At 67.1% G+C, this 13,363-nt stretch carries 12 protein-coding genes; 6 read left to right on the plus strand and 6 right to left on the minus strand.

The window, feature by feature from the left end:
• Nucleotides 1-6 precede the first annotated feature (6 nt).
• The 5 genes from IG169_RS00430 to IG169_RS00450 form a co-directional block, all read right to left on the minus strand.
• Nucleotides 7-1,050 carry an aldo/keto reductase gene (locus tag IG169_RS00430; RefSeq protein WP_193174173.1) on the minus strand — a complete coding sequence of 348 codons (1,044 nt, stop codon included), beginning with the start codon at nt 1,048-1,050 and terminating at the stop codon, nt 7-9.
• Between the two features lie 75 nt (nt 1,051-1,125).
• Nucleotides 1,126-1,857 (minus strand): polyamine aminopropyltransferase, encoded by a 732-nt coding sequence (locus tag IG169_RS00435; RefSeq protein WP_193174174.1) that lies wholly within the window; start codon nt 1,855-1,857, stop codon nt 1,126-1,128.
• 66 nt (nt 1,858-1,923) lie between these two features.
• Nucleotides 1,924-2,997, minus strand: a complete 1,074-nt coding sequence (locus IG169_RS00440; RefSeq protein WP_193174175.1) for an ABC transporter substrate-binding protein — start codon at nt 2,995-2,997, stop codon at nt 1,924-1,926.
• Nucleotides 2,994-4,406 (minus strand): sensor histidine kinase N-terminal domain-containing protein, encoded by a 1,413-nt coding sequence (locus IG169_RS00445; protein WP_193174176.1) that lies wholly within the window; start codon nt 4,404-4,406, stop codon nt 2,994-2,996. The genes IG169_RS00440 and IG169_RS00445 overlap by 4 nt, the downstream gene beginning before the upstream one ends.
• Nucleotides 4,399-5,082, minus strand: coding sequence for a response regulator (locus IG169_RS00450; protein WP_193174177.1), 684 nt, complete (start codon nt 5,080-5,082; stop codon nt 4,399-4,401). The genes IG169_RS00445 and IG169_RS00450 overlap by 8 nt, the downstream gene beginning before the upstream one ends.
• A 111-nt stretch (nt 5,083-5,193) precedes the next feature.
• On the opposite strand from IG169_RS00450, the gene IG169_RS00455 reads away from it, so the two are divergent.
• The 4 genes from IG169_RS00455 (at nt 5,194) to IG169_RS00470 (ending at nt 9,703) form a co-directional block, all read left to right on the plus strand.
• Nucleotides 5,194-6,168: a Bug family tripartite tricarboxylate transporter substrate binding protein gene (locus tag IG169_RS00455; protein ID WP_193174178.1), complete on the plus strand. Its 975-nt coding sequence runs from the start codon at nt 5,194-5,196 to the stop codon at nt 6,166-6,168.
• A 79-nt stretch (nt 6,169-6,247) separates the two neighbouring features.
• Entirely contained in the window at nt 6,248-6,679 is a 432-nt protein-coding gene (locus IG169_RS00460; RefSeq protein ID WP_193174179.1) for a tripartite tricarboxylate transporter TctB family protein, read from the plus strand.
• Between the two features lie 3 nt (nt 6,680-6,682).
• Nucleotides 6,683-8,209: a tripartite tricarboxylate transporter permease gene (locus IG169_RS00465; protein WP_193174180.1), complete on the plus strand. Its 1,527-nt coding sequence runs from the start codon at nt 6,683-6,685 to the stop codon at nt 8,207-8,209.
• A 105-nt stretch (nt 8,210-8,314) separates the two neighbouring features.
• On the plus strand, nt 8,315-9,703 hold the full coding sequence (locus tag IG169_RS00470; RefSeq protein WP_193174181.1) for a cytochrome P450: 1,389 nt from the start codon (nt 8,315-8,317) through the stop codon (nt 9,701-9,703).
• Between the two features lie 3 nt (nt 9,704-9,706).
• Here the strand turns inward: IG169_RS00470 and IG169_RS00475 are convergent, their stop codons facing one another.
• Nucleotides 9,707-10,162 carry a hypothetical protein gene (locus IG169_RS00475; RefSeq protein ID WP_193174182.1) on the minus strand — a complete coding sequence of 152 codons (456 nt, stop codon included), beginning with the start codon at nt 10,160-10,162 and terminating at the stop codon, nt 9,707-9,709.
• A 112-nt stretch (nt 10,163-10,274) separates the two neighbouring features.
• Between IG169_RS00475 and IG169_RS00480 the strand changes: the two genes are divergently transcribed.
• Both IG169_RS00480 and IG169_RS00485 read left to right on the plus strand, forming a co-directional pair.
• Nucleotides 10,275-12,275 (plus strand): hydantoinase/oxoprolinase family protein, encoded by a 2,001-nt coding sequence (locus IG169_RS00480; protein ID WP_193174183.1) that lies wholly within the window; start codon nt 10,275-10,277, stop codon nt 12,273-12,275.
• Nucleotides 12,276-12,377: 102 nt separating this feature from the next.
• Nucleotides 12,378-13,352, plus strand: coding sequence for a hypothetical protein (locus IG169_RS00485; RefSeq protein ID WP_193174184.1), 975 nt, complete (start codon nt 12,378-12,380; stop codon nt 13,350-13,352).
• Nucleotides 13,353-13,363: the final 11 nt, after the last annotated feature.

Below are 13,363 nucleotides of genomic sequence, written 5' to 3' on the forward strand. Positions count from 1 at the left end.
CAGGCCTTACATCGGGACCGGGTATTGCTTGTAGACCTCGAGGATGTCGTCCAGCACGGCGCCGGAGAGTTCGACATCGACCGACGCGATGTTGGTCTTCAGCTGATCCATCGAGGTGGCGCCGATGATGACGGCGGTCATGAAGGGGCGCGACAGGCCGAAGGCGAGCGCCATCTGCGCCGGATCGAGACCGTATTTGTCAGCGATCCCGATATAGGCGTCCAGCGCCGGCTTCGAGCGCTCGGTGTAACGGCCGTTGATGTCGCCCTGCAATTCGAGGCGCGAGCCGGCCGGCACGACCCCGCCGCGATACTTGCCCGACAGCAGCCCGCCGGCGAGCGGCGAATAGGCGAGCAGGCCGACATCCTCATGCGCCGAGAGTTCGGCGAAATCGGTGTCGTAGATGCGGTGCAGCAGCGAATATTCGTTCTGCATCGACTGGGCGCGCGGCAAGCCCCGGTCCTCTGCGAGGCGCAAATAGTTCATGGCGCCCCAGACAGATTCGTTCGACAGACCGAAATGGCGGACCTTGCCCTCCTTTATCAGCGCGCCGACGGTCTCCAGCGTCTCGGCGAAATCGTCCTTCGCCCTGTCGCCGTCATGGGTATGCGGCGCCCAGGTCCAGGTCTGGCGGAAGTGGTAGGAGCCGCGGTTCGGCCAGTGGATCTGGTAGAGATCGATATAGTCGGTCTGCAGCCGCTTCAGCGAGCGTTCGCAGGCGCGGCGGATCCTTTCGGCCGACAGCGGCGCCGCGTCGTCGATATGCGGCCGGCCCGGGCCGGCCACCTTGGTCGCCAGCACGATGTCGTCGCGCTTCTTCCTGCTGGCGAACCAGCTGCCCACGATCTCCTCGGTGCGGCCATAGGTTTCCGGGCCTTGCGGCGTCGTCGGATAGAGTTCGGCGGTGTCGAAGAAATTGACGCCCTGGCCGGCGGCATAGTCCATCTGCTCGTGGCCTTCGGCCTCGGTGTTCTGCGAGCCCCAGGTCATGGTGCCAAGGCAAATCGCGCTCACGTCCAGGCCGGTGCGGCCGAGCTTGCGGTATTTCATCGTTGAAGATCCGGATTGTTCGAAACGGGAGGTTTTTCGCGACGACACTATAAGGCGGCAAGGCGCGAGCGCAAGTTACGCCGGTGTGGCGGATTTGCGGGCCAGGTAGACGGTCTGGGTGAATTTTCGCTCGCCCTGGAGAGGGTTTCTGAAGGTAACGAGCTCGGCGCGCGCCTCGCCAAACACGGATGCAAGCAGCGCGGTGAAGGTGTCGTCGGGCCGGTCGTCCGACCAGAGGCCCATGATGCCGCCCGGATGCAGATGGGCGGCGAGACGGGTCAGACCTTCCGGCGAATAGAAACTGCCGGAGCGCTGGTCCAGCAGGCGGTCGGGCGCGTGGTCGATGTCGATGAGGATGGCGTGAAACCGGCGTCCCGGCGCGTCGGGATCGAAGCCCTCCGGCGAGGCGGCAAGGGCGAAGAAATCGCCGCGCACGAAACGGCAGCGCGGATCGGCGGCGAGCGGCGGATCAAGCGGCACCAGGTTTTCCTCGTGCCAGTCGACGACCGGGTCGAGCATCTCGACGACGATCAGGGAGCCGACAGTGTCATGTTCGAGGACCGCTCCCGCCGTGTAACCGAGCCCGAGTCCGCCGACGATCACATCGACGGTCTCGCCGGCGAGACCGTCGAGGCCAAGCCGGGCAAGCGCGATCTCGGACGCCGTGAACAGGCTCGACATCAGATGTTCCTCGCCGAGCAGGATCTCGAAGACATCCTCGCCGAGCGAAAGAATGTGGCGGCGGCGCAGGATGACCGGGCCGATGGGCGTCGGACGATAATCGAGTTCCTCGAAGAGTTTGCTCATCCGAAATTCCGATCTTCGTGACAGGCCGCATGCGGCGGCAGGTTCCCGGCCTGTCACGGCCGGGTTTCAGTCTTCGCCGATGCCGAGCGAATCGCGCCACTGCTTCAGGAACAGGCGGCGCTTCATCTGGTCGAGACCGACCATCAGCGCCGGACCGAGCGCGATCGGACGGATGGTGCGGTTCTGGCCGCCGCTGGCGCCAAGCTCGCGGAACAGGTGTTCGGCGCCGTCAATCGGCGAGAACAGCAGCGCCTCGTCATTGAGGATGCGCCGTCCCTCGGTCGCTTGCGTGAATTCGAGGAAGTCGGCGGCATCGGTCCTGTTTTGCGCCTGGCGCGGAACATAGGCGGCGCGGGTCAGGACCAAGGTGTAGTCGGAGGGCACAGCGACGGCAAGGTCGGGCTTCTCCCGGGCCTGGGCGAGCGCATAGGAACCGAGGACGTTGTAGCCGAGCGTCAGGCGGCCGTCGGCGACGCGGTCGAGGATTTCCGAAGTGCAGCAATAGAGCTGGACGTCGTTGCGGCCCATGCCCTCGATCAGGCGGCCCCATGTCGATGAGCGTTGGTCGTCGAGCGTGGCGAAGAGATAGCCGAGGCCGGAGGATTCAATGTCGTAGGTGCCGATGCGGCCGCGAAAGCGCTCCGGCTGGCGCAGCAGGTCGAGCAGCGCGAAGTGGTCGACCGGGGCTTCCCAGGACGCGATGGCGCGGCGGTTGTAGACGATGACCGAGGGCTCGTAGGTGAGGCCGAAAAGCTGACTGCGCCAGCGGGCGTAATCGGGCAGCGCATTGAGGCCCGGCCGGTCGACCGTGGCGGCGCAGCCGTCATTGACGAGCTTGACCTGCAAATCCATCGCCGAGGACAGGACGACGTCGTCGGCCGGCTTGTCGCCGGCGCAGGCGGCCTGCGCCTCGGCGAACAGGACGCGGGTGGTCAGTTCGCGGTAACGGATGGCGACGGCGGGATTGGCTTTCTGATAGGCCGCGATGACCGGGCGGATGATGCCGATATCCGTCGTCGAGCCGATGGTGAGCGTGCGCGCGGGCGAGATTTTCGCCGGGAAATCGTAATCGTCGGCGCGCGCGGCCGGACTGGTTGCCAGCAGCGCCAGAAGCACCGGGACGACGAGGCCGCGGATCATGGCAACGCCTCCACCAGCGGCAGCGACAGCGAGACCTCGAAACCGCCATCCCCGACGTCGCCGAATTGCAGTTCGCCGCCATGCGAGACGGCGACCTCGTGGGCGATGGCGAGGCCGAGGCTGGCGCCCCTGGAGGACGCGGCGCGGTTGCGGCGAAAGCGGGTGCCGGCCGATGCGCGCTCGACAGGCGGGATGCCGGCGCCGTGATCGACCACCGCGATGCGGGCGCTGCCGCCGCCGGCCGTCACGCGGATGGCGACCGGCGGTTTTCCATGTTCGAGCGCGTTGTTGGCGAGATTCTTGACCGCCTCGCGCAACGAGAAGCGGTCACCGGCGACGATGACGGGCTCTTCCGGTAAATCGAGCAGCGGCAGTTCGGCATCGGCGTCAGCGAAGCGGCGGGTTTCCTGCTCGGCCTCGATGGCGATGCGGCGCAAATCGACCAGTTCGCGCGGCTCGGCATCGGTGCGATGCGTCACCATGGCGTGACTGAGCAACTGGTCGGCAAGCCGGCTGACGGCGACGGAACGGTCGAGGATGCGCCGGTTGATGCGCCTGAGGCGGTCGGGCGATTCCTCGCCGGCGGCAAGCTGGGCCTGGGCGCGGATGGCGGTGATCGGCGTGCGCAACTGGTGGGCGGCATCGGCGACGAAGGACTGCACGGCGGAAACGCGCCTGTCGAGGCGGCGGGTGAAGCGGTTGATCGCGTCGACAACGGTCTCGATCTCGCGCGGCGTCTCGATGTCGAAGGGCGAGAGGTCGTTGGGATCGCGCGACAGCAAGGCCCGCTCGACGCGGGTCAGCGGCGCCAGCGCATAGCGGACGGCGAACCAGGCGAGCAGCACGATCGCCAGCGCGGCGGCGCCGACGAGGATCGCCGCCTTGGTGGCGATGTCGCGGGCGAGCGCGATGCGCGCCTGCACGGTGTGGGCGACGACGACGCTGACATTGCCGCTCATGCCGCGCTCGGCGATCGGCCGCGTCGTCATCACCGCGCGCACGGTCTCGCCGGAATAGGTGGCCTCATAGGCCGACTGGCCCGCCGCGCCGACGTCCGACGGCAGCGGCAGGTCGGGATAGCCGGTCAGCGTTTCGCCGTCGGTGCCGATGACGCGATAGAAGACGCGGTCGTTGCGGGCGAGCGACAACAACTCGAAGGCGGAGGACGGCAGGTCGACCAGCACCTCGCCGTCGGCGACGCTGACGCGCTCGGCGATCTGCAGCGACGCGCCGGTCAGGAGCCGGTCATAGGCCTCGTTGGCGGCCTGGATGCCGTAGTTCCAGGCCGACCACAGCGCGGCGGAGGCGGCGAGCAGAAGGATCAGGGTGACGGCGAGCGTCAGGCGCAGCGCGATCGACGGGCGGCGGCGGGCGTGAAGGGCGGGCGCTGCGGCCGGAGCGTCAAGCACGGCGGGCGGTTCCGGAAACGAAGGCCTGGTAGCCGAGACCGCGCAGCGTCCGGATTTCCAGCGAAGCGGACGGGAGCTTCTTGCGCAGGCGCGCGATGTAGAGTTCGACCGCGTTTAGACCGGCCTCCTCGCCGAGGCCGAAGAGGCGCGAGTGCAATTCCTCCTTGGCGATGACGCGGCCGCGCGACGACAAGAGGATTTCGAGCAGCGATTGCTCGCGCCGCGTCAGCTCGCAGATTTGTTCTCCGACGGTGACCTGACGCGTCGCGGTGTTGAACCGAATGTCGCCGGCTTCGAGGATGGCGTCGGTCTCGCCGTGACGCCGCCGCGCGACGGCGCGCAGGCGGGCCTCCAGCTCGCGGATGTCGAACGGCTTTACGAGATAGTCGTCGGCGCCGGCGTCAAGCGCGTCGACGCGGTCGTCGACGCCGAGACGGGCGGTCAGCATGATGACCGCCAGCGTCTCGCCGCGGGCGCGGATTTCCTTCAAAAGGTCATAGCCGGAGCCGTCGGGCAGGTTGATGTCGAGGATCATCAGGTCGAAGGGCTGGACGCCGAGGAACTGGCGCGCGTCGGCCAGCGTGCGGGCCTTGTCACAGACATGGCCCAGCCGCGACAGGCTTTCGGCAATGGCATCGCAGACGTCTTCGGCGTCCTCGACAATCAGCAGCCGCACTCACTCCTCCCACCGTGTCTCCCGCCGTGACAGCTGGGTGACAGCTTCATGCACTATACGGATCGCCAGCAACGGTGCGCAACGCCCGTTCGCACGATGGGAGGATTACCTATGAAGAAACTGATCGGCCTCGCGGCCGCTTTCACGCTTGCATCCAGCATCGCGGCTTTCGCCTTCGAGCCCGGCAACACCGAGTGCATCGCACCGGCCAATCCCGGCGGCGGATGGGACTTCACCTGCCGCCAGGTGGGTAAGACCATGCAGGACCTCAAGCTCGTTCCCGGCACCATGCAGGTGACCAACCTCGCCGGCGGCGGCGGCGGCGTGGCCTATGCCGAAGTCGCCAACAAGCGCATGGACGACAACAATCTGATCGTCGCGGCGTCGTCGGCGACGGCGACCCGCTTGGCGCAGGGCGCCTATCCGGGCAACACGATGGACCAGATGCGCTGGGTCGGCGCTGTCGGCGCCGATTACGGAATCATCGCGGTGGCGGCAAATTCCGACATCAGCACGCTTCCGGAGCTGATGGACAAGATCAAGGCCGACCCGACCTCGGTGTCGATCGCGGGCGGCTCGGCCGTCGGCGGCTGGGACCACCTGAAGGTGCTGCTCGCGGCCCAGAAGGCCGGCATCGATGACGTGCGCCAGATCAAGTATGTCGCCTTCGACGGTGGCGGCGAGGCGGTGACGCAACTTCTCGCGGGTTCGGTGCAGGCGTTCACCGGCGACGCGTCGGAAGCCAAGGGCTTCGTCGACTCGGGCGACATCAAGGTGATCGCGGTCCTTTCGCCGGAACGGCTGGAAGGCGACTTCGCCTCCTTCCCGACGGCGAAGGAACAGGGCATCGACGTGATCGGCGCCAACTGGCGCGGCTTCTACGCCCCGGGCGGCATGTCCGACGACGCCTACGCGTTCTGGACCGACGCCGTCAGCAAGGTCTATGCTTCCGACGAATGGAAGCAGGTCATGGCCCAGAACGGCCTCGCGCCGCTCAAGCTGTCGGGCGACGAATTCGAGGCCTTCGTGGAAGAGTCGGTCGCAAGCATCACCGATCTCTCCAAGCAGATCGGCCTGATCAAGTAAGCAACGACTTACGGATACAAGCCGGCATCCGGCGGCTGCGCGCTGCCGGATGCCCTTTCAGATCCAACGGGAGGGGATCATGGGCGACCGTATTTTCGGCATTATCGGACTGCTTCTGGCCGGGTTCTACGCCTGGCGGGGCACGCTGATCCAGGAAAGCTTCATCCAGGATCCGGTCGGCCCGAAAGCCTTCCCCTTTATCATCGCGGGCGTGCTCGCGCTGTCGAGCCTCGTCTTCGTGCTGAAACCCGACCCGGCGCCCGACTGGCCGGCGGCGGGCCGCATCTTCGAAATCGCGGTCTCGGTCGCCATGCTCATCGCCTATGCGCTGGCGCTGCCCGAAGCCGGCTTCGTTCTCTCGACGGCGGTGGCCGCGAGCTATCTGTCATGGCGGCTCGGCGCGGCGCCGTTGCATTCGATCATCGCCGGCATCGCGATCGCCGTCGGCATCTATGTCGTCTTCCATCTCATTCTCGGCCTGTCGCTGGCCAGAGGTCCCTGGGGGTTCTGAGCAATGGACGCACTTTCCTCGCTTGTCGACGGGTTCGCCGTCGCCCTGACCCTGCAGAACCTGCTGCTGGCGCTGCTCGGCTGTTTCCTCGGCACGATCATCGGCGCGCTGCCGGGCCTCGGGCCCTCCAACGGCGTGGCGATCCTGATTCCGCTCGCCTTCACGCTGGGCCTGCCCGCAACACCGGCGCTGATCCTGCTCACCAGCGTCTATTACGGCGCGATGTATGGCGGCCGGATCTCGTCGATCCTGCTCAACATCCCGGGCGACGAACCGGCGCTGATGACGACGCTGGACGGCTATCCGATGGCGAAACAGGGCCGGGCCGGCGAGGCGCTGGCGCTGTCGGGCATCGCCTCCTTCGTCGGCGCGTTCTTCGCGACCTGGGGGCTCGTCTTTCTGGCGCCGCAACTCGTCAAGGTGGCGCTGCTGTTCGGCCCGGCGGAATATTTCGCGCTGTTCACGCTGGCCTTCGCGACGCTCGGCGGCATCTCAAGCCGCAACCAGGCGAAAGCGGCATTCGCCGCCGCGCTCGGCCTCGGCATCGCGACGATCGGCGTCGACGGCCAGACCGGGGTGCCGCGCTTCTCCTTCGGCGAGGTGCATCTCTATGACGGGATCGATTTCCTGGTCGCCATTGTCGGGCTGTTCGCGCTGTCGGAGGTCTTCGTCTTCCTGGAAAATCACCATGGCGCCTCGGACGCCGATTCCAGCAAGATGAAGATCGGGCGGGTCACGCCGCCGCTGAAGATGCTGCGCGAGACATCGGGCGCGATGGCGCGTTCGACGGTGCTCGGTTTCATCGCCGGCGTGCTGCCGGGGGCCGGCGCGTCGCTCGGCTCGTTCATGGCCTATTCGGTGGAGAAGCGGCTTTCCGACAAGAACGGCACTTTCGGCAAGGGCGATCCGCGCGGCGTCGCGGCGCCGGAAGCCGGCAACAATGCGGCGGCCGGCGGAGCACTGGTGCCGATGCTGGCGCTGGGCGTGCCCGGTTCGGGCACGACGGCGGTGCTGCTGGCGATGCTGCTGGCGCTCAACATCACGCCGGGGCCGCTGCTGTTCCAGCAGAACCCGGACGTGGTCTGGGGCCTGATCGCGGCGCTGTTCATCGGCAATTTCATGCTGCTCCTGATGAACATCCCGATGGTGAGCCTGTTCGTGCGGGTGCTCCTGATCCCGCCGAAATACCTGATGCCGGCGGTGGCGATGATCTCGTTCGTCGGCATCTACGGAATCTCGGGCTCGACCTTCGACCTGATGGTGATGGTGATCTTCGGGGTGCTCGGCTGGGTACTACGCAAACTCGACGTGCCGCTGGTGCCGGTGATCCTCGGCGTGCTGCTCGGCGACCAGATGGAGAAGAACCTGCGCCGGGCGATGACGATTTCGGACGGTGACTGGACGGCGCTGTTCCACTCGCCGCTGGCGATCGGCCTGTGGGCGTTCGCGATCCTCGGCTTCGTCGCGCCGATCCTGTTCGGCCGGTTCTTCCGGGTCAAGAAGCGCGACGAGGAGTTCGTCGGCGACTGATCATCCGTGAACTTGCCGCAGTTCGACCCTATATGAAGCGAGTGGACGGGCGGAGCGCGCCGGTCCATACTCGCCCATGGGTTGCAACCGACGCGCGATACAATCATGGATACAAAACCGCAGTCCTTCGTCCCGCCGCATCCGACGCCGCGCACCGAACCGCCGACGCGGCTGGAAATCGTGCGCACGGTCATGCGCAATCCGCTCGAATTGTGGGGCGAGATCTCCTACACGAAGCCGTTCATCCAGGCGAAGTTCCTCGCTGACCGGACGCTGATCGCCAACCACCCGGCGCTGATCCGCCACATCCTGATCGACAACGCGAAGAACTACCGCATGGCGCGGGTGCGCCAGCTGATCCTGCGGCCGATCCTGAAGGACGGGCTGCTGACGGCGGAAGGCGAGGTGTGGAAACGGTCGCGCAAGGCGATGGCGCCAGTGTTCACGCCGCGCCACATCCAGGGCTTCGCCGAGATGATGCAGGCGCGCGTCGAGACCTTCCTCGAACGCTACCGCAACGGCGCGGGCGCGGTGCATGACATCAGCCACGACATGACGGAGCTGACCTACCAGGTGTTGGCGGCGACGCTGTTTTCCGACGAGATTTCCGCCGACGGCACGGATTTCGCCGACGACGTCGACAGGCTCCTGTCGACCATGGGCCAGGTCGATCCGCTCGATCTCCTCAAGGCGCCGGAATGGCTGCCGCGGTTCCGGCGGATGCGCGGACGCGGCGTGCTGGCGAAATTCCGCGGCGTGGTGCGCGACACGATGGCGGCGCGGCGGCAACGGATGAAGGACGACCCGGACTCGGTGCCGGAAGACTTCCTGACGCTGCTACTCAACGCGGAAGGCCCGGACGGGCTGACGGCGGACGAGGTCGAGGACAATCTGATCACCTTCATCGGCGCCGGTCACGAGACGACGGCGCGCGCGCTCGGCTGGACGCTCTATTGCCTTGCCAACGCGCCGCATGAGCGGGCTCTGGTGGAAGAGGAAATCACGAAAGTGCTGGCGGACAACCCGCCGCCGGTCGAATGGCTGGACCGGATGCCGAAGACGCGCGCCGCCTTCGAGGAGGCGCTACGACTCTATCCGCCGGCGCCGACGCTCAACCGCGAGGCGATCACCGACGAGGTCTTCACCTTCGACGACGGCACCAAGCTCGAGATCGCGAAGGGCACGACGGTGCTTGTGATGCCCTGGGTGCTGCATCGACACCGGCTCTACTGGGACAATCCGAACGCCTTCCAGCCGTCGCGCTTCTGGCCCGAAAACCGCGACAGGATCGACCGGTTCCAGTATCTGCCCTTCGGCGCCGGGCAGCGCATCTGCATCGGCGCGACCTTCGCACTGCAGGAGGCGGTGATCGCCTTGGCGCTGCTGCTCAACGAATTCCGCTTCGAGGCGACGCCGGGGCTCAATCCCTGGCCGATCCAGAAACTGACGGTGCAGGCGCGCAACGGCCTGCCGATGCGGGTGGTGAAGCGGTAGCGCCTATTCCGCCACGGCGGCGCAGGTCTGCTCGCCGACATTGTCGCAGGGCCTGTAGACCATGACATCGCTCTCCGTGCCGTCGTCCCAGACGACCTGGACGGCGACGGTTTCGGCTGTGCCGGGGGCCAGGGTCAGATAGACCTGTCCGGGCTTGACGTCCGGCGGCATGGCGAAGGCCATTTGCGGGTTGCAGGGCACCAGCTCGAAAGTCTTGTCGAGCGCGTTCGAGTTGATCGAATAACGGATCGCGGAAAGCCGGCAATGCATGGTCTGCAGCGCGGTGAAATAGACGAGCTGGTTGCCGCCGTAGTTGCGGAAGGCTACCCAGCCCGAGGCGCGATTGGCATTCAGCATCGCCTCGTAGACCGCCTTCGGCGGCAAATCCTGCGCCAGCGCCGGGGCCGTCGCGGCGAACATCAGGGCAAGGGCGGCAAGACGAACCGGGTGACGCGACATCGGAATCCTCCTCGATTTCCCCGATCCTAACCGGCGACGCCACGGCAGCAAAGCCATTGCTCTTCGCTTCCGGCGCCCGTAAGGGAGCGCACCAAACCGGAACGAACCTCGCATGTCTCTTTCCCTCGGCATCGACACCGGCGGCACCTATACGGACGCCGTCATTCACGACGCGGCGCGCGGCGTTCTCGCCAAGGCGAAGGCGCTGACGACGCGGCATGACCTTTCGATCGGGCTCGGCGAAGCGATGGCGGCGGTAATCACCGCGGGTGGCATCAACGCGTCCGACATCGGCCTCGTCTCGATCTCGACGACGCTTGCGACCAACGCGCTGGTCGAGGGCCAGGGCGGACGCATCGCGCTGGTGATGATCGGTTTCGGCGAGACCGACCTCGACAAGGCCGGGCTGAAGGACGCGCTCGGCGGCGACCCGGTGATCTTCGTGCCGGGCGGCCACGACGCGCATGGCCGGGCGGCACTGCTCGACCTGTCGGCGCTCGAAGCGGTTCTCGACGATCTCGCCACCCAGGTCTCGGCCTTCGCCATCGCCGGCTATTTCGCCGTGCGCAATCCGGAGCACGAAATCGCGGCGCGCGACCTGATCCGGGCGGCTACCCACCTGCCGGTGACGGCGAGCCACGAGCTTTCGGCCAAGCTTGACGGACCGCGCCGGGCGCTGACGACGGTGCTCAATGCGCGGCTGATCTCGATGATCGACCGGCTGATCGACGCGGCGGACAACCGGATGGCGGCGAGCGGCATCGACGCACCGCTGATGGTGGTGCGCGGCGACGGATCGCTCGTCTCGGCGGCGTTCGCGCGGCAGCGGCCGATCGAAACGATCCTGTCAGGGCCGGCGGCGAGCCTCGTCGGCGCGCGGCATCTGGCCGATATCGACGACGCGATCGTGTCCGACATCGGCGGAACGACGACCGATATCGCGATCCTCGACAACGGTCAGCCACGCATCGACCCGCAAGGCGCCACCGTCGGTGGTTACCGGACCATGGTCGACGCCGTGGCGATGCGGACCTTCGGGCTCGGCGGCGACAGCGAAGTGGCGATCGAGGACGGGGCGCTGAGGCCGGCGATCCGGCTCGGGCCGCGTCGACTGGTGCCGCTGTCGCTGCTGGCGCATCTGCACGGCGAAACCGTCATCCGCGATCTCGACCGGCAGCAGCGCGCGACGATCCCGGTGCGCAACGAGGGCCGGTTCGCGCTGCGCGCCGGCGTGCCGGACCGGCTTGCTGCCGGCCTGACACGCTCGGAGAACGATCTCTTCAGCCGGCTAACGGATATGCCGCAACCGCTCGACAAGCTGCTGTCGGCGAATTCGGAACTGGCGACGCTGAGCCGTCTGGCCGCGCGCGGCCTGGTACTGGTCTCGGGCTTCACGCCATCGGACGCGCAGCATGTGCTCGGGCGTTTCACGCATTGGGACCGCCAGGCGGCGGCGCTCGGCGCGGCGCTGTTCGCGCGCAAGAAGGATGGCTACGGCAATCCGCTGGCGGGCGACGCCGAGACGATCAGCGCGCGCGTCGTCGACCGGCTGATCCGGCTGTCGGCGGAAAGGGTGCTGGAAACGGCCTTCGCCGAGGACGGGCTCGACGGCGCCGCGGTGGCGGCATCGGTGCTGGCGCAACGCGCGCTCGACCGGACCGCCGGCATCGCGCGGCTGGCGCTGTTCCTCGACCGGCCGGTGATCGGGCTCGGCGCGGGCGCGGCGGCCTATTATCCGGGCGCAGGCGACGTCCTGGGGGCGCAGGCGATCATCCCCGACCATGCCGACGTCGCCAATGCGGTCGGGGCGGTGGTCGGCCAGGTCCGCATCGTGGTAACGGCGGAGATCGTCCAGCCTGTCGAGGGCCGGTTCGAAATCGCGGGGCTCGCGGATGCCGGCCACCTCGCCTTCGCGGACGCGGACGCCGCTATGGAAACCGCCGAGGCGCTCTGCCGCACGGCCGCCGAAAGGCGCGCCAACGAGGCGGGCGCGGCCGAGGCGACGGTTTCGGCCACGCGCGACCTGAAGACGGCCATGGTGGAGGGCCGCGAGTTTTTCGTCTCCGCGACGGTAACGGCGATCGCCGGCGGACGGCCGGCGACGACGTCCTGACCGGCGGACGCCCGACCGGTCCGCGGCGATGCCATCATGATTAACCAATGCTTAATGCGGCGCCTCTAAATTTCCCTTCGGGCAATTGCGGGGACGGCGCCGATGCACATCAATTCCTTCCACATGCGCGCGACGGCGTCGGGCGATATCGCACGGCTGTTCGGATCGAGTAACAACGATGCGTCGAAATCCGACGAGATGTCCAAGTCGCACGGTCATCGCCATGGCATGCCCGACCGGGCGGGGTCGTCGCGGGCGATGCGCGAGGCGGTCAATACCATCTTCGACGTGCTGACGAGCCAGAATCCGAACGGCATGACCGCGGTGACGGCGACGCGCGGTGACCATACGTTTACCGCCGTCAAGGGATCCGGCGGCGCCGATACGATCAGCTATGCCAATTCGGACACGTCGCGCGTGGTGTCGGCCTATATCGATGCCGGCGGCGGTGACGACGTCATCTCGTTTGCGTCCACGTCCGAGGGCTCAAACCGGATATATGGCGGCGACGGCAACGATGCGATCGGCGCCGCGGCGCCTCGCATCCGGACCGTGGACGGCGGAGCCGGAAATGACGTCATCTCGGTGGCGGGTGAACGGATCGGCTCCGTGCGTGGCGGGTCGGGCGACGACACGATCGCGGTCGCCGGGAAAAGCGTTTCGCGGGTGTCGGGCGGCGACGGCAATGACATGATTTCCGTGACCGGCAGCCGTGTCGGCCGGATTTATGGCGGTGACGGAGACGACACGATCGCCGTGACGGCCGACCGCGCCGGATGGATTTCCGGCGGTGCCGGCAACGACAATATCAACCTGAACGGCGAAGGCCTCGTGGCATTCAAGGCCGGCGACGGCCAGGATATGGTGACGATCGCGGACCGGACGGAGTTCGCGATCTTCGGCGAAAGCTGGGGCGACGACGTCATGACGCTCGACAAAGCCAACTTCACCTTCGAGAACGGCGCGCTGACCGTCAGTTTCGACGGCAGGGACGAGACGATCACTATCCTGTCGGGCGGCGGCGACATGAAGCTGGAAATGACCAGCGACCGCACCTTCGTCGTTACGCCGGGCTGACGCCTCTCTCG

This window comes from Oricola nitratireducens, assembly GCF_014904745.1.
GTDB classification, from domain to species: Bacteria; Pseudomonadota; Alphaproteobacteria; order Rhizobiales; family Rhizobiaceae; genus Oricola; species Oricola nitratireducens.

Bases quoted from the DNA above. Each gene is read 5' to 3' on its own strand.
- IG169_RS00430 (WP_193174173.1), bottom strand. From the start codon at position 1,050: ATGAAATACCGCAAGCTCGGCCGCACCGGCCTGGACGTGAGCGCGATT.
- IG169_RS00435 (WP_193174174.1), bottom strand. From the start codon at position 1,857: ATGAGCAAACTCTTCGAGGAACTCGATTATCGTCCGACGCCCATCGGC.
- IG169_RS00440 (WP_193174175.1), bottom strand. From the start codon at position 2,997: ATGATCCGCGGCCTCGTCGTCCCGGTGCTTCTGGCGCTGCTGGCAACC.
- IG169_RS00455 (WP_193174178.1), top strand. From the start codon at position 5,194: ATGAAGAAACTGATCGGCCTCGCGGCCGCTTTCACGCTTGCATCCAGC.
- IG169_RS00460 (WP_193174179.1), top strand. From the start codon at position 6,248: ATGGGCGACCGTATTTTCGGCATTATCGGACTGCTTCTGGCCGGGTTC.
- IG169_RS00465 (WP_193174180.1), top strand. From the start codon at position 6,683: ATGGACGCACTTTCCTCGCTTGTCGACGGGTTCGCCGTCGCCCTGACC.
- IG169_RS00470 (WP_193174181.1), top strand. From the start codon at position 8,315: ATGGATACAAAACCGCAGTCCTTCGTCCCGCCGCATCCGACGCCGCGC.
- IG169_RS00475 (WP_193174182.1), bottom strand. From the start codon at position 10,162: ATGTCGCGTCACCCGGTTCGTCTTGCCGCCCTTGCCCTGATGTTCGCC.
- IG169_RS00480 (WP_193174183.1), top strand. From the start codon at position 10,275: ATGTCTCTTTCCCTCGGCATCGACACCGGCGGCACCTATACGGACGCC.
- IG169_RS00485 (WP_193174184.1), top strand. From the start codon at position 12,378: ATGCACATCAATTCCTTCCACATGCGCGCGACGGCGTCGGGCGATATC.